General features: G+C 70.3%; 14 protein-coding genes. 5 read left to right on the top strand and 9 right to left on the bottom strand.

The window, feature by feature from the left end:
• Positions 1–85 precede the first annotated feature (85 nt).
• Positions 86–2536: a DNA topoisomerase (ATP-hydrolyzing) subunit A gene (locus tag ACFWVC_RS19780; protein ID WP_384287189.1), complete on the top strand. Its 2451-nt coding sequence runs from the start codon at positions 86–88 to the stop codon at positions 2534–2536.
• A 449-nt stretch (positions 2537–2985) separates the two neighbouring features.
• Here ACFWVC_RS19780 and ACFWVC_RS19775 read toward each other — a convergent pair whose 3' ends face one another.
• The 5 genes from ACFWVC_RS19775 to ACFWVC_RS19755 all read right to left on the bottom strand — a co-directional run bounded on the left by ACFWVC_RS19775 (position 2986) and on the right by ACFWVC_RS19755 (position 9319).
• The gene (locus ACFWVC_RS19775) at positions 2986–4599 is read right to left on the bottom strand and encodes a glycoside hydrolase family 13 protein (RefSeq protein ID WP_384287187.1); all 1614 of its coding nucleotides are present in this window, start codon (positions 4597–4599) and stop codon (positions 2986–2988) included.
• Positions 4600–4699: 100 nt separating this feature from the next.
• Positions 4700–5578: a carbohydrate ABC transporter permease gene (locus ACFWVC_RS19770; RefSeq protein ID WP_384287186.1), complete on the bottom strand. Its 879-nt coding sequence runs from the start codon at positions 5576–5578 to the stop codon at positions 4700–4702.
• Between the two features lie 16 nt (positions 5579–5594).
• Positions 5595–6569, bottom strand: a complete 975-nt coding sequence (locus ACFWVC_RS19765) for a carbohydrate ABC transporter permease (protein ID WP_384287183.1) — start codon at positions 6567–6569, stop codon at positions 5595–5597.
• Between the two features lie 42 nt (positions 6570–6611).
• Entirely contained in the window at positions 6612–8027 is a 1416-nt protein-coding gene (locus ACFWVC_RS19760) for an extracellular solute-binding protein (RefSeq protein ID WP_384287181.1), read from the bottom strand.
• A gap of 284 nt (positions 8028–8311) precedes the next feature.
• Positions 8312–9319, bottom strand: a complete 1008-nt coding sequence (locus tag ACFWVC_RS19755; RefSeq protein ID WP_384287179.1) for a LacI family DNA-binding transcriptional regulator — start codon at positions 9317–9319, stop codon at positions 8312–8314.
• Between the two features lie 338 nt (positions 9320–9657).
• On the opposite strand from ACFWVC_RS19755, the gene ACFWVC_RS19750 reads away from it, so the two are divergent.
• The 3 genes from ACFWVC_RS19750 (at position 9658) to ACFWVC_RS19740 (ending at position 11773) form a co-directional block, all read left to right on the top strand.
• Positions 9658–10332 (top strand): DUF6082 family protein, encoded by a 675-nt coding sequence (locus tag ACFWVC_RS19750; protein WP_384287177.1) that lies wholly within the window; start codon positions 9658–9660, stop codon positions 10330–10332.
• A gap of 235 nt (positions 10333–10567) precedes the next feature.
• On the top strand, positions 10568–10804 hold the full coding sequence (locus tag ACFWVC_RS19745) for a hypothetical protein (protein ID WP_384287174.1): 237 nt from the start codon (positions 10568–10570) through the stop codon (positions 10802–10804).
• A gap of 69 nt (positions 10805–10873) precedes the next feature.
• Positions 10874–11773, top strand: a complete 900-nt coding sequence (locus ACFWVC_RS19740) for a sucrase ferredoxin (RefSeq protein ID WP_384287172.1) — start codon at positions 10874–10876, stop codon at positions 11771–11773.
• A gap of 114 nt (positions 11774–11887) precedes the next feature.
• On the opposite strand, the gene ACFWVC_RS19735 is transcribed toward ACFWVC_RS19740, so the two are convergent.
• The 3 genes from ACFWVC_RS19735 to ACFWVC_RS19725 form a co-directional block, all read right to left on the bottom strand.
• Positions 11888–13492, bottom strand: coding sequence for a cation acetate symporter (locus tag ACFWVC_RS19735; protein ID WP_384287169.1), 1605 nt, complete (start codon positions 13490–13492; stop codon positions 11888–11890).
• Positions 13489–13935: a DUF485 domain-containing protein gene (locus ACFWVC_RS19730; RefSeq protein ID WP_384287166.1), complete on the bottom strand. Its 447-nt coding sequence runs from the start codon at positions 13933–13935 to the stop codon at positions 13489–13491. The genes ACFWVC_RS19735 and ACFWVC_RS19730 overlap by 4 nt, the downstream gene beginning before the upstream one ends.
• Before the next feature lie 183 nt (positions 13936–14118).
• Positions 14119–16248 (bottom strand): type IIA DNA topoisomerase subunit B, encoded by a 2130-nt coding sequence (locus ACFWVC_RS19725; protein ID WP_384287164.1) that lies wholly within the window; start codon positions 16246–16248, stop codon positions 14119–14121.
• A 426-nt stretch (positions 16249–16674) separates the two neighbouring features.
• On the opposite strand from ACFWVC_RS19725, the gene ACFWVC_RS19720 reads away from it, so the two are divergent.
• Positions 16675–16905, top strand: a complete 231-nt coding sequence (locus ACFWVC_RS19720) for a hypothetical protein (RefSeq protein WP_384287162.1) — start codon at positions 16675–16677, stop codon at positions 16903–16905.
• Between the two features lie 169 nt (positions 16906–17074).
• Here ACFWVC_RS19720 and ACFWVC_RS19715 read toward each other — a convergent pair whose 3' ends face one another.
• Positions 17075–17845, bottom strand: coding sequence for a serine protease (locus ACFWVC_RS19715; protein ID WP_384287447.1), 771 nt, complete (start codon positions 17843–17845; stop codon positions 17075–17077).
• Positions 17846–18281 lie beyond the last annotated feature (436 nt).

Raw genomic sequence — 18281 nt, 5'->3', positions numbered from 1 at the left:
GGGCTGTCGGTGGGGCGGTCCACAATGGTCCGCGTCAGTCACATGTCCGCACCCGATGAGGTCCAGCCGAAGGAGCAGCGCCCTGATGGCCCGCCGCACCACGAAGACCCCGCCGCCGGACGATTTCGAGGAGCGGATCCTCGACATCGACGTCGTCGACGAGATGCAGGGGTCCTTCCTCGAGTACGCCTACTCGGTCATCTACTCGCGCGCGCTCCCCGACGCCCGCGACGGGCTCAAGCCGGTGCACCGCCGGATCGTGTACCAGATGAACGAGATGGGGCTGCGTCCCGAACGCGGCTTCGTGAAGTGCGCCCGCGTCGTCGGCGAGGTGATGGGTAAGCTCCACCCGCACGGCGACGCGTCGATCTACGACGCCCTGGTGCGCATGGCGCAGCCGTTCTCGATGCGGGTGCCGCTGGTCGACGGACACGGCAACTTCGGCTCACTCGGCAATGACGACCCGCCGGCCGCCATGCGGTACACCGAGTGCCGCACGGCGCCGGCCGCGATGCTGATGGTCGAGTCGATCGACGAGGACACCGTCGACTTCACGCCGAACTACGACGGCCAGGAGCAGGAGCCCGTCGCCCTGCCCGCCGCGTATCCGAACCTGCTGGTCAACGGCGCCTCGGGCATCGCGGTCGGCATGGCGACCAACATGCCGCCGCACAACCTCGGCGAGGTCATCTCCGCCGCCCGCCACCTGATCCGCTACCCGAACGCGGACCTCGAGACGCTCATGCGCCACGTGCCGGGCCCCGACCTGCCGACCGGCGGCCGCATCGTCGGCATGGACGGCATCCGGGACGCGTACGAGAGCGGGCGCGGCACCTTCAAGATCCGCGCGACGGTCTCGGTGGAGGACGTCACCGCCCGCCGCAAGGGCCTGGTCGTGACCGAGCTGCCGTTCACGGTCGGCCCGGAGAAGGTCATCTCCAAGATCAAGGACCTGGTCGGCGCCAAGAGGCTGCAGGGCGTCGCCGACGTCAAGGACCTCACCGACCGCGAGCACGGGCTGCGGCTGGTCATCGAGGTCAAGAACGGCTTCCACCCCGAGGCCGTCCTGGAGCAGTTGTACAAGCTGACGCCGATGGAGGAGTCCTTCGGCATCAACAACGTGGCCCTGGTGGACGGCCAGCCCCTCACGCTGGGTCTGAAGGAACTGCTCGAGGTCTACCTCGACCACCGCTTCGAGGTGGTCCGCCGGCGCAGCGAGTTCCGCCGCGGGAAGCGCCGCGACCGGCTCCACCTGGTCGAGGGCCTGCTCGTCGCGCTGGTCGACATCGACGAGGTCATCTCGATCATCCGCTCCAGCGACAACGCCGCCCAGGCCAAGGAGCGGCTCATCGAGCGCTTCTCGCTGTCGGAGATCCAGACCCAGTACATCCTCGACACCCCGCTGCGCCGGCTGACCCGCTTCGACCGCATTGAACTGGAGTCCGAGCGGGACCGGCTCACCTCGGAGATCGAGGAGCTGACCCGGATCCTGGAGTCCGACGCCGAACTGCGCAAGCTGGTCAGCACCGAACTGGCGGCGGTGGCCAAGAAGTACGGCACCGAACGCCGCACGGTCCTGCTGGACTCGGCCGCGACGCCGATCGCGGCCGTGCCGCTGGAGGTCGCCGACGACCCCTGCCGCGTGCTCCTGTCCTCCACCGGCCTGATGGCGCGCACCGCGAACGGCGAGGCCCTGTCGCCGGGCGACGGCAAGCGGGTCAAGCACGACGTGATCGTCTCGGCCGTGCCGACGACCGCGCGGGCGGACATCGGGGCGGTCACCTCGACCGGGCGGCTGCTGCGGCTGGCGGTGATCGACCTGCCGATCCTCCCGGAGATGTCCGGCACGCCGAACCTGGCGGGCGGCGCGCCGCTCGCGGAGTTCCTGTCGCTGGAGCCGGACGAGCAGGTGGTGTGCCTGACCACACTGGACGAGTCCTCACCGGGCCTGGCGCTCGGCACGGAGCAGGGCGTCGTCAAGCGTGTCGTGCCGGACTACCCGGCGAACAAGGACGACCTGGAGGTCATCACCCTCAAGGAGGGCGACAGGATCGTCGGCGCGGTCGAGCTGCGCACCGGCGAGGAGGACCTGGTCTTCATCACCGACGACGCCCAGCTGCTGCGCTACCCGGCGGGCCAGGTGCGTCCCCAGGGCCGCCCGGCGGGCGGCATGGCCGGCATCAAGCTCACCGAGGGCGCCAAGGTGATCTCCTTCACGGTGGTGGAGCCGTCGGCCGACGCCGTGGTCTTCACCCTCGCCGGCGCCCGTGAGGTGCTGACCGGGGCCGAGGAGAGCACGGCCAAGCTCACGCCGTTCGACCAGTACCCGCGCAAGGGCCGGGCGACCGGCGGCGTGCGCTGCCAGCGCTTCCTGAAGGGCGAGGACGTGCTGTTGCTGGCCTGGGCCGGCGTCGCCCCCGCCCGCGCCGCCACGTCCACCGGTGCCCCCGCCGACCTTCCGCCGAAGGACCCGCGGCGGGACGGCTCGGGTGTGGCGCTGACCAAGAGGGTCGCGGTGGTGGCCGGCCCGGTGTGACGGGCCTGATCACGGCAAGGCGAGGGGCGCGGCACCGATGCGGTGCCGCGCCCCTCGGCGTACGCGGTCAGGACGCGTACGCCTCCAGCCCGCCGAGTCGGGCGGCGGGCCGGCCGGTGGTGCCCGTGAAGGTCAGCCGCCCGCTCCGGCGGGGCCGGCCACGAGGTCCGTGACGGACAGGGCGTTCGCGGGCCTGGCGGTGGTCCGGGCGACCTGGACGCGTGCCCCGGTACGGGCGGGCCCGCGGGCAGGACGGCGGGGCCCGCAGGGCGCCGGGGAAGCGGTGCGCCGAAAGCTCCAAGTGCGCCTGGTGCCGCCCCGGTTGGCGCCGAGGTCCTCGGACGTACGCGGGCGCGCTCGACAGGACCTCCAGCCTTGCTGCGCGCATGACAACCACACCTCTCCTGCGTGGGGACGGAGGGGGCCGCCGGTGCGGCGCGGTGCGGCGGCTACTCCTCCAGGCGCAACCACACCGCCGTGTCCTGGGGCAGCCGGCCGTCCTCGCCGAGCGGGCCGCTGGCCAGCACGAGCTGCCGGTGGCGGGGAAGGTCCACCGGGGTCCCCGACAGGTTGACCACGCAGGCGAAACCGCCCTCGCGGCGGAAGGCGAGCACCTCGCCGGCACTGTCGAGCCAGCTCATCGGCCCCTCGCCGAGGCCGGGTTCGGCACGGCGGATGTCCAGCGCCGTGCGGTACAGGGCGAGCATGGAACCGGGGTCGGCCTGCTCCGCATCGGCGGTGTACCGCGCCCAGTCCGCGGGCTGCGGCAGCCAGGGCTGCTCCCCGCCGAAGCCGTACGGCGGCGCGTCGCCGGACCAGGGCAGCGGCACCCGGCAGCCGTCACGGCCCGGGTCGGTGCCGCCGGAGCGGAAGTACATGGGGTCCTGCAGCCGGTCGGCCGGGATGTCCTCGACCTCGGGCAGGCCCAGTTCCTCGCCCTGGTACAGGTAGACCGAGCCGGGCAGGGCGAGCGTGAGCAGGGCGGCGGCGCGGGCGCGGCGCGTGCCCAGCGCCAGGTCGGTCGGGATCCCGTGGGCCTTGGTCTTGAAGTCGAAACCGGTGTCCGCGCGGCCGTAGCGGGTGGCCGTGCGGGTCACGTCGTGGTTGGCCAGCACCCAGGTCGCCGGCGCACCCACGGGCGCGTGCACGGCCAGCGTCACGTCGATCGAGGTACGCAGCCGCTCCGCGTCCCAGGGGCAGGACAGGAAGTCGAAGTTGAAGGCCGTGTGCAGCTCGTCGGGCCGCAGGTAGCGGGCGAAGCGCTCGGCGTCCGGCAGCCACACCTCGCCGATCAGGACACCGCCGTAGGAGTCCGCGAGGGTGCGCCAGGAGCGGTAGATCTCGTGCAGTTCGTCGCGGTCGATGTAGGGGTGCGGGTCGCGCCCCTCCTCGAAGTCGGGCAGCGCCGGGTCCTTGGCGACCATGGCCGCCGAGTCGATGCGCACCCCGGCGACGCCGCGGTCGAACCAGAAGCGCAGGACGTCCTCGTGCTCCTTGCGGACCGCGGGGTGCTCCCAGTTGAGGTCGGGCTGCTCGGGTGCGAACAGGTGCAGGTACCAGTCGCCGTCGGGCAGCCGGGTCCAGGCGGGGCCGCCGAACTGGGACCGCCAGCCGTTCGGGGGCAGTTCGCCGTTCTCACCGCGGCCGGAGCGGAAGTGGAACAGCTCACGCTCCACGCTGCCCGGTCCCGCGGCGAGCGCGGCCTGGAACCAGACGTGCCGGTCGGATATGTGGTTGGGGACGACGTCGATGATGGTGCGGATGCCGACGCCGCGGGCCTCCGCGATGAGCTTCTCCGCCTCGGCCAGGGTCCCGAAGGCCGGGTCGATGGCCCGGTAGTCGGCGACGTCGTAGCCGCCGTCCGCCAGGGGCGAGGGGTACCAGGGGCTGAACCAGAGGGCGTCGACGCCCAGCGCCGCCAGGTACGGCAGTCTGGACCGCACCCCGGCGAGGTCGCCGGTGCCGTCCGCGTCGCCGTCGGCGAAGCTGCGTACGTACACCTGGTAGATGGCGGCTCCGCGCCACCACTCGTCGGTGGCCTCGGTCGGCTGGGTGTCTGCCACGTGACTGGTCCTTTCGGGCAGCTGGGACCACGCCGCCGGCCCGTGCGGCGGGCGGCGTGGCGCTGGTGGGAAGCGGTCGTGCGGTGGGCGGGTGCGGGCCTCAGCCCTTCAGGCCGCCGGCGGTCAGGCCGCTCATGATGTTGCGCTGGAAGACGAGGAAGATCAGCAGGGTGGGGACGGAGGCCATGGCGATGGCCGCCAGCAGCCAGTTCTCCGGCACCCCGCTGGCGAGCGAGTAGATGCCGACGTTGAGCGTCTGCTTCGTCGGATCCGGCAGCGTGAGCATCGGCCAGAGGAAGTCCTTCCAGACTCCGACGATCGCGAAGATGGAGACCACTCCGAGGATCGGGCGGGAGATCGGCAGGACCACCGACCACAGGGTGCGCAACTGGGAGGCCCCGTCGATGGCGGAGGCGTCCAGCAGTTCCTGCGGCACCGAGTCGAAGAACCGCTTCAGCAGGAAGATGTTGAAGGCGTTGGTGACCGACGGCAGCCAGATCACCCAGGGCGAGTTGAGCAGGTTGCGCTGGAAGATCGGCACGTCCAGCACGGTCAGGTACTGCGGCACGACCAGCACGGCCGCCGGGATCATCAGCGTCGCCAGCATCATGCCGAGGATCACGTTGCCCAGCACCGGGCGCAGCTTGGACAGCGAGTAGGCCGCGGCCACGTCGAGGACCAGCTGGAAGGCGAGCGCCCCGAAGGCGTACCAGAGGGTGTTGATCAGCAAGTGGGACAGATCCATCACGTCCCAGGCGCTCTTGTAGTTCTCGGGGTGGAAGGCCTGCGGGAAGGCGGTGGGCGGGATCTGCGCGAACTCCTCCGTGGACTTCAGGCCGTTGGCGGCCATCCAGTACAGGGGGCCGAGGAAGACCAGCGTGAAGACGGCGACCACCAGGACGAGGACCGTCCGGTAGAGGATCTTGCCGCGCCGGGTCGCCAGCTGTGTCGGCGATATCAGCGTTCTCGTGCTGCTCATCGTGGGGTTCCCCGCCCTACTCGTCCGCGGCCCGGCTGAGCCGCACGTAGCCGGCGGAGAAGACCGCCAGCAGCACGAGCAGGACCAGGCCGAGCGCCGCGGCGCCGCCGTAGTTGTTGAAGTTGAAGGCGTACTGGTAGATCAGATAGACGACGGTGGTCGTGGAGCCCTCCGGGCCGGAGCCGCCGGTCAGCAGGAAGGGCTCGGTGAAGACCTGCATCGTGGCGATGATCTGCATCAGCAGCATCAGCGAGAGGATGAGCCGGGTCTGCGGGATCGTCACATGCCAGATCTTGCGCAGCAGTCCGGCCCCGTCGAGCTCGGCGGCCTCGTACAGCTCGCCTGGGATGCCCTGCAGGGCGGCCAGGTAGATCAGGGTGGCGCCGCCCATGTTCATCCAGGTGGACGCGATGACCACCGACAGCATGGCGGTGTCGGTGGACTGCAGCCATTGCTGGGCGGGCAGGTGCAGCGTCTCGAGGATGCGGTTGAACAGGCCGTACTCGGGGTTGTAGAAGTTCTTGAACAGCAGCACCGAGGCGACCGGCGGCAGCATCACCGGCAGGTACACCAGCAGCCGCAGGTAGCCCTGCGCCTTCCGCAGCTCGTTCAGCAGCAGCGCGACGAAGAACGGCACCGCGAATCCGAGCAGCAGCGCCAGGCCGGTGAAGAGCAGGGTGTTGCGCCAGGCCTGCCAGAAGGCGGGGTCGTGGAAGACGTAGTTCAGGTTGGACCAGCCGGCCCAGGTGGTGTGCCCGTCCTTGGTCTTCTGGAAGGCCAGTACGAACTCCCGGACCATCGGGTACCAGGAGAAGAACGCGAAGCACAGCACGGCGCCGATGAGGAAGCCGTACGCGGTGAGGTTGCGGCGCACGGAGCGGCCGGCCCGCCCCGGACGGTGGGGATCCGGGGCAGGGCGGCGTGCCGAGCGGCGCGACCGGCTCTTCGCGGGAGTGCTGGCGGGCAGGGTGGGGGCGCTGGGGGCCGACATCGTTACTCCTGAGTGCCGGGGGGCCGGGGGTCCGGTCCGGTGCTACTGGTTGGCGAGGACCTGGTTGACCTGGGTCTCCGCGGTGGACAGCAGCTTGGCGGCGTCCGCGTTCTTGTTGGTGAGGACGCCGGACATCACGTTGTCCAGGACCTTGTAGATCTCCTGGGCCTTCGCGGGCTCGGCCTTGCCGGGAATCGGGTTGTCCATGAAGGCGCGGAAGTTCTCCACCGGCATGGTGGCGCTGGCCGACTTGAGCTGGTCGTCCTTGGCCTTGCTCGCGCCGGTGAAGAAGGCCGGCTGGGGCAGACCGACGGGCAGGCCGTCCGCCTTGGACCGTGCGTACTCGAACTGGCCCTTGCCCGGGGTGAGGGTCTTGAAGTTCAGCCAGGCGATGGCGGCCTTGATCTTGTCGGGCGAGCTGCCCTTCTTGATCATGTAGTCGTTGCCGCCGAAGAGGGTGGCCTTGCCGCCGGGGATCGGGCCCATGCCGAAGTTGGCGTAGTCGGCGCCGAGCTGCTGGACCATGTACGTGATGTCGTCGGGCGCGGCCAGGAACATGCCGAGCTTGTCACCCGCCATCTGCTTCTGCAGGTCGCCCCACTTGAGCAGCTGGGTCTGGCCCATGCTGTTGTCGGTCCAGCGCATGTCGTGCAGGTTCTGCACGATCTGCTTGCCGAGGTCGGTGTTGAAGGCCGCCTTGGTGCCGTCCTCGGAGACGACGTCGCCGCCCAAGCCGTACATGGTGGCGGTGTAGTGCCAGCCGCCGGTGTTCTGGGCGCTGTAGTCGCCGTACCCGGCGATGCCCTTGCCGAGACCCGCGATGGCCTTGGCCGCCGTGCGTACCTCTTCCCACGTGGTCGGCGGCTTGTTGGGGTCGAGGCCGGCCTGCGTGAAGAGCTTGCGGTTGATGAGCAGGCCCATGGTGTAGTTGCTGGTGGGCAGGCCGTAGAGCTTGCCGTCCTTCTTCAGGACGTTCAGCACGTTGGGGTCGATGTCCTGGAGCGCGGGGACGGTCTTGTCCGTCACGTACGCGGAGATGTCCGCGGCCCCGTCGTTGTCCAGCACCTGCTGCAGGTCGGTGAAGTACGTGTAGAACACGTCCGGCTGGGACTTCGCCTTCAGCGCCGCGGTGAAGCGGGCCGGCTCCTCGCACTGACCGGGCGTCGACTTACCGTCGATCGTCACGTTCGGGTACTGCTTGTTGAAGGTGGCGACGTCCTCCTTCCACTCCTTGAGCTCCGCCTTCTTGGCGGCCGGCGGCATACAGTCGATGGTGAGCGTGACCTTGGCCTTCGGGTCCAGCGGGGCGGTCGGGTCGGACGATGATGCGCCGCCGGCGTTGTCGTCGTTGTCCCCGCTGCTGCTGGTGCCGCAGGCGGAGAGGGCGACCAGGGCCAGCGCGGAGACGAGCGCGGCCGCGGAGGCACGGCGGGCGGGGCGGAACCAGGAGCTTCTCATCGGTGGTCCCCTTCGGGCATGAGCGTGGAAGCCCCCGGCTACGCACAGCGGGGGCGCCGCACACTCAAGCACTCCCCGCAGATGTCCGCAAGATGTCGCGCAGTTTTCGCAAAAGACTGACGAGCTTGCGCAGGTGCTCTGCGAAGCGTTTCAACCGCCGGGGCAGGGCGTGACCGGCGGGCCTGCCGCGTCCGGGCGGAGGCAGCCGGCCGGGACGCGAGGGAGCCCGCGGTGCCGGGCACCGCGGGCTCTGTGGGGGTACGCCGTCGCGCGGCGCGCGGGGCTCAGCCGCGTACCGGCCCCGTCGTGCCTCGGACGACCAACTCCGGCTCGTACAGCAGCTCGTCGGAGGCGACCTGCTTGCCCGCGATCTTCAGCGCGAGGAGTTCGACCGCGGTGCGTCCCATCGCCTCGATCGGCTGGCGCACGGTCGTCAGCGGCGGGTCCGTGCACGTCATGAACGCCGAGTCGTCGTACCCGATCACGGAGACGTCCCCCGGCACCGACAGCCCCATCCGGCGCGCCGCGCGCACCGCACCCAGCGCCATCGGGTCGTTGGCGCAGATGATCCCGGTGACCCCTCGCTCCCACAGCTTCGCCGCCGCCGCCTGGCCGCCCTCAAGGGTGAACATCGCCCTGCCGACGTGCTCGTCCGGCAGCGACGTCCCGGTCGCGGCGGCCGCGGCGCGGGCCGCCACCAGCTTGCGCCGCGACGGCACGTGGTCGGAGGGCCCCAGCAGCAGGCCGATCCGCTCGTGGCCGAGCGAGGACAGATGCCGCCACGCCTGCTCGACCGCCACCGAGTCGTCGCACGACACCCGCGGGAAGCCGAGGTGCTCTATGGCCGCGTTGATCAGCACAACCGGCAGATTGCGTTCCGCGAGCAGCCGGTAGTGGTCGTGCGGCGCGTCCGCCTGTGCGTACAGCCCACCGGCGAACACCACGCCCGAGACGTGCTGCTGCAGGAGCAGCGACACATAGTCCGCCTCCGACACCCCGCCCGCGGTCTGCGTGCACAGCACGGGCGTGAGCCCCTGCTGCGCCAGCGCCGCGCCAACGATGTCAGCGAACGCCGGGAAGATCGGGTTCTGCAGCTCAGGCAGCACCAGCCCCACCAGCCGCGCCCGGTTCCCCCGCAACTGTGTGGGCCGCTCGTACCCCAGTACGTCCAGCGCCGTCAGCACCGCCTGCCGGGTCCCCTCCGACACCCCCGGCTTCCCGTTCAGCACACGGCTGACGGTGGCCTCACTGACCCCGACCTTCTTCGCTACTTCGGCAAGCCGTCGCGTCATGTGCGCAAGCATACGACACGCCATGCAAGTGGTTTGCGCGCTTGCGCAAACCACTGGGGCCGGCGGTATCGGGGGTACGCAGGAGGGGCGGATGAGGTGAAAGCTCTGCACACTCCCACAACCTGGGCCAATACAGCGGCCGCCTGACCTGAATAGCGCGCTTCACACCAGGCCCCAGCGGGTAACACTCCCTGGACGGCGGGTGCCGGATCCGCACCTCCCTGCGTGCTTCTCACCTCTCCGAGGCAGCCGATCAGAGCCGCTCGCACCTGCCCGGAGCATCGTTTCTTCGGGCTGCGGCCGTCGGGACAACGGCCATGCGCGGATCGGGGGGTCACATGGCGCGTTCCCGAGAGGTGGGCGGAATCGCCGCTCTGCTGGTCATCGGGGTCACCACCGTCTTGGTGCTCACGGCCGTCGTCGCCGTGGCACTGGGCAAGCTCATGGTCACCCTCGCGTCGCCCTCGGGCACGGGCGCGGACTCTGCCGCATCCACCTTCATGGCGGCCAACGCGGCGTTCTCCGGACTGGCACTCGCAGCGGTGCTGGTGACGTTTGCCGTGCAGCAGCGGAAGGCACGCCACCACCGGCACGAGCTGTCCATGCAGCGGCGTGAACTCACCCGCACCCATGCGCAGTTGTACCGCAGCGCCGAGGCGGACGTACGGGCCGTGCATGTCGAACTGCTCAAGATTGCCATTGAGAATCCGGAACTCATCGCCGTGTGGCCCGGCTTCGAGTCCGTCCCGGCCGAACGCGGCAAGGAACTGCTCTACGCGAACCTGGTGTTCGCCCAGCACCTGCTCGCCTTCCGCCTTGACAATCTTCGACCCTCCGAGATGCAGGGCCATTTGAGAGTCTTGGTGCAGAGCGCGAAGTTCCGCGACTATTGGGCGTTCACCAGCCCACACCGCGCCGTCCTGGACCCGGACGGCGACGAGGTGCAGTTCGGGAGGCTCGTCGACGCGGCGATCACGGAGTACGAACGCGGCAGATCCATACAACCGTATTAAGAACACACGTCACACAGGTCGAGGTCCCAGGTTTTAGCGACAACCGTCACTCGAATGCCGTAACTTCACAGCCGCTGGGACGTGTCGACGCGCAGCCCAACCCAGCCATGGCACGATGACCTTGCCCGTTTTGACCTCAATTCATATAAAAATCGCATCGCTGACCGCGGGGCGGCCCGCGCGCGAACTTCCCGCTTCCCGGCGCCTCCCCGTGGGAGAGCGCTTAGGAGTGTTCGTGAAGATCGCACGTCGTCTTGGTGTGCCCCCTCGCCTGCGCGGAAGCATGAGCGGGTCGACATGTCCAGACATTTTCGAGCTGAGCGATGGACGCTTCGCCGTGATCGGCACGGACATGACCGGTGAACTCAAGAACAGCCTCCCCGCCGACGCCGGGGTGGCGGAGTACGAGCGGATCGTGGTCATCACCCGCGAGACCATGGTGCGCGCAAAGGTGGATATTCCGGACGCCTGAGGGGTCACTCGCGCTACACGGGAGGGGCTGGAGAGCCGTGGGGTGATTCAGAAGGTTAGGCTTACCTTCATGAGCACCTGCACGACCGTGTCCAGCTCGTTGGCGGAGCCCGTCGCCGCGACCGCGGCGACCGCGCGCACATGGCTGCTGCTGGAGCAACCAGGGCCGTGGGGGCCCAAGGCGCTGACCGGGAGCCATCTGGATCCGCGGGTGGGACGGGCGCTGGAGCGGGCCGCGGCGGGTACCGGGGTGCGCGTGGGGCTCATCCGGCGGCCCGGGCCGCATGCCGACCGGCGGCGCGACGTCCCCCGGCGCACGGCGTACGTGGCGCACACCGTGCCGGGGCGCTCGTGGGTGCGGGAGGCCGTCCTGGAGGACCCGAAGGCCCTGCTGGGGCTGGACTTCACGGCGCTCGGCCGCGGCGACCACCGCGGCTTCGGGATGCCGTACGAAGGTGATCCGCTGGCCCTGGTGTGCACCAACGGCAAGCGCGACCGCTGCTGCGCGCTCAACGGCCGCCCGCTGGCGGCCGAACTCGCCGCCGCACGGCTCGGTCAGGTGTGGGAGGTGACCCACCTGGGCGGCCACCGCTTCTCGCCGACCATGCTGGTGCTGCCGTACGGCTACGCCTACGGCCGCGTGGACCTCCCGCTGGCGCGGCAGGTCCTGGAGGCCGCCCGCGAGGGCCGTGTCGTGCTGGAGGGCTGCCGGGGGCGCTCCGCGTGGGAGCGCCCGGGTCAGGCGGCCGAGCTCGCCGTGCGCCGGCTGACCGGCGAGGACGGAGCCGGAGCGCTGACCGTGGACGGCACGCGCGTGCGGCACGTCGACGGCCGGGTCTGGGACGTCGGGGTGACCGCGGTCGCGGCGGAGCCGCCCCGGCCCGAGAGCTGCGGGGCGGCCCTGGGGGCACCGCTGCGCATGGAGATCAGTGGCATTCAGCCGGCGGTCCTGACGAACTCCGCGGTGTAGGGCCCGCGTTCCACGGGTTCGGGCCGAACGCCTGGAGGACCCGCTCCACGCGTTCCGGTGCCGTCCTCGGGCGTCGAGAGGCGCGGTGTGGACTCCGGGGCGGGGCAAGGCCTCCTACGCCGCTCCTGCGCCCGTGAGGGCCCGGACCTCAACTTCCGCGTACGCGTCGGCGTCGGCGGGCTCACGCGTGAGCAACGTCCCGGCCCAGCCGGCCAGGAAGCCCAGCGGGATCGACACCAACCCCGGGTTCTGGAGCGGGAAGAAGGCGAAGTCCATACCCGGGAAGAGGGAGTCCGGGCTACCGGAGACCACCGGTGAGAGCACGACCAGCGCCATGGCCGGCACCAGCCCGCCGTACACCGACCACACCGCGCCCCGGGTGGTGAACTTCCGCCAGAACAGGGTGAAGAGCAGCACCGGCAGGTTCGCCGAAGCCGCCACCGCGAACGCCAGTCCCACCAGGAACGCCACGTTCTGCCCCTGCGCGAACAGGCTCAGCCCGATCGCCACGCCGCCGATCCCGACGGCCGCCAGTCGTGCGACACGCACTTCCTCGTGCTCGCGGCGCGGGGCGCCGCCGGGGCGCGGGCGGCGCAGCGTGGCGTACAGGTCGTGCGCCACGGAGGCGGAGGACGCCAGCGTGATGCCCGCGACGACGGCGAGGATCGTGGCGAAGGCGATGGCGCCGACGATGGCGAAGAGCACGGTCCCGCCCGTGGAGCCCGCTCCCCCGCCGAGGTCGAGGGCGAGCAGGGGCACCGCGGTGTTGCCGGCGGCGTTGGAGGTCCGTACGGCGTCCGAGCCGACGACGGCGGCCGCGGCCACCCCGAGCACGATGATCATCAGATAGCAGCTGCCGATGAGGCCGATCGCCCAGACCACCGAGCGCCGGGCCGAGCGGGCCGTCGGCACGGTGTAGAAGCGGGACAGGATGTGCGGCAGGCCGGCCGTGCCCAGCACCAGGGCGAGGCCGAGACTCATGAAGTCCAGCCGGGAGGTCCAGTTCTCGCCGTACTTCAGGCCCGGGGCGAGATAGGCGCGGCCGTGGCCGCTGCCGTCGGCAGCCGCGCGCAGCAGGCCGCCGAGATCGCCGTGGAAGCGGATCAGGACCAGCACCGTGAGGGCGAGCGTGCCGCCCATCAGCAGCACCGCCTTGACGATCTGGATCCATGTGGTGGCCCGCATGCCGCCGAAGGTGACGTAGAAGACCATGAGGGCGCCCACCCCGACCACGGTCCACGTGCGGGCGGCCGACCCCTGGCCGCCGAGCAGCAGTGCGACCAGGCTTCCGGCGCCCACCATCTGCGCGACCAGGTAGAGCACGGAGACGACGACCGAGGCGGTGCCCGCGGCAATGCGCACGGGCCGCTGCTTCATCCGGGCGCTGAGGACGTCCGCGAGGGTGTAGCGGCCGCAGTTGCGGACGAGTTCGGCAACGAGGAACAGGACGACCAGCCAGGCGACCAGGAAGCCGACCGAGTAGAGCATCCCGTCGTACCCGAAGAGCGCGATGAGGCCGGAGATGCCGAGGAAGGTCGCGGCGGACAAGTAGTCGCCCGCGATGGCGAATCCGTTCTCCAGGGGGGAGAAGAGCCGGCCGCCCGCGAAGAACTCGACGGAGGAACTGCGCCGCCGCCCGGCCCAGGCGGTGATGGCGAGGGTGACGGAGACGAAGACGGTGAAGAGGACCAGTGCGAGTCCCTGGTGGTTGCCGGTCACCGCATCCGCTCCTGGGTGTCCCACCGCAGTTCCAGGGCGGCCCGGTCCCGGCGCAGCCGGGCGTGCCGGGCGTAGGCCCAGGTCAGCAGGAAGGTCGAGGCGAACTGGGCGAGTCCCAGGGCCATCGCGACGTTGAGCTCGCCGGCGACCGGCCGGGCCATCAGGCGGGGGGCCGTGGTCGCGAGCACGACGTAGAGCAGGTACCAGGCGAGGAAGGCCAGGGTCGCCGGGAAGACGAACCGCCGGTAGCGGCCGCGGACCTCCTGGAACGGGCCGCTGCGCTGCACCTCCCGGTACACGGCGGCGCGGCCGGACGGCGGGGTCTGTGGGGGTACGGGCGCCGGTGGCGGTTGCGGTCCCTCCCAGTCCCCGGCGGCCAGGGCGTCGTACCAGGGGTCGTCCACCCGCAGCCCGCTGGGCTCCGCCCCGTCGTGCTCTTTCACGGACTCTCCTCGCTTCACGGACCGTTCGGCCGTGCGCCCAAGCATGGACATTGCGGGAAGATCCGGGAGGCCCCAAGCAGAAACCTTCACCCCATCAGGTGACGATCCCCCACCCCGAGGGGTGGGGGACGGCGGTTTCGCCTAAAGAGCCTGGCGGGCGCCCCGGTTCGCACCGGGTGGACGTCAGGCGTCGATGCGCGAGCGGTCCAGGGTGGCCGCGGAGTTGGTGATGAACTCGCGGCGCGGCGCCACCTCGTTGCCCATCAGCAAGTCGAACGCCAGCTCGGCGCCGTCCAGGTCGCTGATGTTGATCCGGCGCAGTGTCCGGTGGCGCGGGTCCATGGTCGTCTCGGCCAGCTGGTCGGCGTCCATCTCGCCCAGGCCCTTGTACCGCTGGATGTTGTCCTTGAAGCGGATGCCCTTGCGCTCGAACTCCAGCAGCGTGTCGCGCAGCTCGCGGTCGGAGTACGTGTACACGTACTTCTCCTGCCCCTTGCGGGGGTTGGTGAGCTCGACCCGGTGCAGCGGCGGGACGGCGGCGAAGACCCGGCCGGCCTCGACCATGGGCCGCATGTAGCGCTGGAAGAGCGTCAGCAGCAGGCACCGGATGTGGCTGCCGTCGACATCGGCGTCGGTCATCATGATGATCTTGCCGTAGCGGGCCTGGTCGATGTCGAAGGTACGGCCTGAGCCGGCTCCTATGACCTGGATGATCGCACCGCACTCGGTGTTCTTGAGCATGTCCGAGACCGAGGACTTCTGGACGTTGAGGATCTTGCCGCGGATCGGCAGCAGCGCCTGGAACTCGGAGTTGCGCGCGAGCTTCGCGGTGCCGAGCGCCGAGTCGCCCTCGACGATGAAGAGTTCGCTGCGGTCCACGTCGTCGCTGCGGCAGTCGGCGAGCTTGGCCGGCAGCGACGAGGACTCCAGCGCGGTCTTGCGGCGCTGCGCCTCCTTGTGCTGCCGGGCGGCGATCCGCGTGCGGGCCGCGGCGACGGCCTTCTCCATCACGGCGCGGGCCTGCTGCTTGTCGTCACGCTTGGTCGAGGTGAGGAAGGCCTTCAGCTCGCGGGCGACCACGTTGGAGACGATGCGGTTGGCCGCGGAGGTGCCGAGCACTTCCTTGGTCTGACCCTCGAACTGCGGCTCGGCGAGCCGCACGGTCACGACGGCCGTCATGCCCTCCAGGGCGTCGTCCTTGACGACGTCGTCCTCGGCGACGCGCAGCAGTTTGTTGGCGCGCAGCACCTCGTTGACCGTCCGGGTGATGGCCCCCTCGAAGCCGCGGACGTGGGTGCCGCCCTTGGGCGTCGCGATGATGTTTACGAAGGAGCGCAGCGTGGTGTCGTACCCCGTGCCCCAGCGCAGCGCCACGTCCACGCCGAGTTCGCGGGTGACCTCGGTGGGGCTCATGTGGCCGCGGTCGTCGAGGACCGGGACGGTCTCCTTGAAGGTGCCGCTGCCGGAGAGCCGCAGCACGTCGCAGATCGGCTTGTCCGGGGTGAGGTAGTCGGCGAACTCGCTGATGCCGCCGTCGAAGTGGAAGGTGTCCTCGACCGGCTTGCCGTCCTCGGAGCCGTTTTCGGCGCGCTCGTCGCGGACGACGATCGTCAGGCCGGGCACCAGGAACGCGGTCTGGCGGGCACGCTGGTGGAGCGTCTCCAGGGCGAGCTTGGCGTCCTTGAGGAAGATCTGGCGGTCCGCCCAGTAGCGCACGCGGGTGCCCGTGCGGGTCCGCGGCACCTTCTTGGACTTGTCGAGCCCGCTCTCCGGCTCGAAGTGCGCCTCCGGGCCGGGCTTGGCGAAGCGGCCGGGGACGCCGCGCCGGAAGCTGATGGCGTGGGTGTGGCCGCCGCGGTCGACCTCGACGTCGAGCCGGGCGGACAGGGCGTTGACGACCGAGGCGCCCACACCGTGCAGACCGCCGGAGGCCGCGTACGACCCGCCGCCGAACTTGCCGCCCGCGTGCAGCTTGGTCATGACGACCTCGACGCCGGACAGCCCGGTCTTGGGCTCGATGTCGACGGGGATGCCGCGGCCGTTGTCGCGCACCTCGACCGAGCCGTCCTCGTGGAGGACGACGTCGATGTGGTCGCAGTGCCCGCCGAGGGCCTCGTCGACGGAGTTGTCGATGATCTCCCAGAGACAGTGCATCAGGCCGCGACTGTCGGTGGAGCCGATGTACATGCCCGGGCGTTTACGCACCGCCTCCAGGCCTTCGAGTACCAGCAGATGCCGCGCGGTGTAGTTGGAGCCGTCACGATCTGCACCGGTCAGCAACGCGGTGGACGGCACGGATGTTTCGGCGGTCACGCGGGACGTCTCCTCGATGAAGTTCTACAGCCGTATCGGTCAGAGCGTACCGAGGCCGCGCGCGGCCGTTTCGCCGCGACCCGGTATGCGGTCCACGATAGCCCGCTATCGAAGGCATGTTCGATCCCTCGTTTGAGTGATACACATGTCACGTTCCCCTGGAGGCATGAACCATTTAGGCTGCGGGCACGTCCTCATCAACAACCGGCAAGCCAGCCGGCGGGACATAACTGAAGAATCTGACCAGTTCCGCCTGATTGCCCCAAATACGACAAATAACCACACCAGAGGATCATTCGCCGCCAATCGGTAGCATCCAGCCGCTACAACAACGGTTTCCAGGAAAAAGGCATGAGCGGGAACAGTATCGGCCTGGTTGGATGTTGACCCTGGTACGACAGCTCGTCGAGCTAGAGAAGAGGCGACGTGACTACAGTTCTGACCCCCGCGAGCCCGCTGACGGCGGCGGATCGCTGCGACCGTTGCGGCGCCCAGGCCTACCTGCGCGTCGTTCTGATCAGCGGCGGTGAGCTGCTCTTCTGCGCGCACCATGGGCGTAAGTTCGAGCCCGAACTGAAGAAGATCGCTGTGGAAATACAGGACGAGAGCGGCCGCCTCACGGCCACGCCGACCGTCGCGGTCGATGACGAACGCTGACGCGTAGCACTGCGACGAGCTTGCAGCAACGGGCGGCCTCCCGCATGGAAGGCCGCCCGTCGGCTTGTCCGCACCTCGTCATCGCGGCATGGGGCCCGTGGCGCCATCCGCACCGCGCATCCGTGGCGCCTGGACGCGCCACGGTGCACGATCATCCGTCATCACCCGGTCACGAGTGCTGCCCGACCAGCCCGGAGACCGACGAGACCCTGGTGTAGACCCCCGGGTGGCCCGCCTGGGCACAGCCGGAGCCCCAGGACACCAGGCCGATCAGCCGCTGTCCCGCCACGAGCGGGCCGCCGCTGTCCCCCTGGCAGGAGTCCCGGCCGCCGGTGAGTTCACCCGCGCACACCATGGAGCCGGGCAGGTACTTGCCGTCGACGCTTCCCGGGTAGGCCTGCCGGCACACCGAATCGGAAAGCACCTTGACCGGGGCCGCCCGCAAGGTGTTCGAGTACGTGCCGAGCCCCGTGGTGTCGCCCCAGCCGAGCACCTTCGCCGGGGTGCCGGAACGGTAGACGGCACTGTCGCCGGGCTTGGCCATGGGGATCGCGGACGACGCCGGAAGCCGCTCGGCGAGCGTGACCACCGCCACGTCGCCGTTGTTGGTCGCCGGATCGTAGGCCGGGTTCACCCAGACCTTGCTGACCGGCACCTCTTTGCCCCCCGTGCCGCTCAGGTCCGTGCGACCGCCGATGACACGCAGATCCGGCACCTGCCTCCAGTCCCCGCCCAGCGCGGCCGGGGTGAAGCAGTGCGCGGCGCTCACCACGGTGGCCGGCCCCACGAGGGCACCGGCGCAGAACTGCCCCGAGCGTGTCGTCCCGTACCGGGAGCGACTGGAGAGGGCCACGGCCCAGGGGTACTGCTGGGTCGACACGGGCGCACCGCCTATGACGGCTCCGGTGGCACCCTGTGCCGGCGTCTTCGGACTCGCCACGTCGCGGCGCGCCTCAGGTGCCGCGGGCGCCGCCGCCCGGCCGAGTGGCGCGGAGGATCCCGCGCCCCGGGCTATGGACTCCTGGCCCGGTTCGGCGGCCGAGGCTCCTTCCGCCTCCGCGGCGTACGAGGCCCCCTCCCCCTCCTGCGACGCGGCCTCGGGCACGGCGACGCTCCGCGCCTCCGGGGCCACGGGTTCCACGCCCGGCGCGGCGGGCTCAAAGGCGGCGGCGTACGCGGTGTACGCAGGGACCACCAGCGGCATCGCGAGCGCGGATGCCAGCGTCAGTCCGCCGATCATCGAGCGGATCGAGGAACGCATGCACTCTCCTCACCCTCCGGAACAACAAGTGCACTCAGAGTGGCCCGAGTGATCCACACCCGCATCCGGAGAGCCCTCCGGAAACGCCGACGGGCCCGCGACCGCCGAGTGGCGG

Source organism: Streptomyces sp. NPDC058691, from assembly GCF_042714775.1.
Taxonomy (GTDB): domain Bacteria; phylum Actinomycetota; class Actinomycetes; order Streptomycetales; family Streptomycetaceae; genus Actinacidiphila.
The sequence above is the reverse complement of the archived record's forward strand: the minus strand, read 5'-3'. Positions and strand labels throughout refer to the sequence as shown.

Excerpts from the sequence above, each read along its gene's own strand:
- ACFWVC_RS19780 (WP_384287189.1), top strand. The coding sequence starts at position 86 with ATGGCCCGCCGCACCACGAAGACCCCGCCGCCGGACGATTTCGAGGAG.
- ACFWVC_RS19770 (WP_384287186.1), bottom strand. The coding sequence starts at position 5,578 with ATGAGCAGCACGAGAACGCTGATATCGCCGACACAGCTGGCGACCCGG.
- ACFWVC_RS19765 (WP_384287183.1), bottom strand. The coding sequence starts at position 6,569 with ATGTCGGCCCCCAGCGCCCCCACCCTGCCCGCCAGCACTCCCGCGAAG.
- ACFWVC_RS19760 (WP_384287181.1), bottom strand. The coding sequence starts at position 8,027 with ATGAGAAGCTCCTGGTTCCGCCCCGCCCGCCGTGCCTCCGCGGCCGCG.
- ACFWVC_RS19755 (WP_384287179.1), bottom strand. The coding sequence starts at position 9,319 with ATGACGCGACGGCTTGCCGAAGTAGCGAAGAAGGTCGGGGTCAGTGAG.
- ACFWVC_RS19750 (WP_384287177.1), top strand. The coding sequence starts at position 9,658 with ATGGCGCGTTCCCGAGAGGTGGGCGGAATCGCCGCTCTGCTGGTCATC.
- ACFWVC_RS19740 (WP_384287172.1), top strand. The coding sequence starts at position 10,874 with ATGAGCACCTGCACGACCGTGTCCAGCTCGTTGGCGGAGCCCGTCGCC.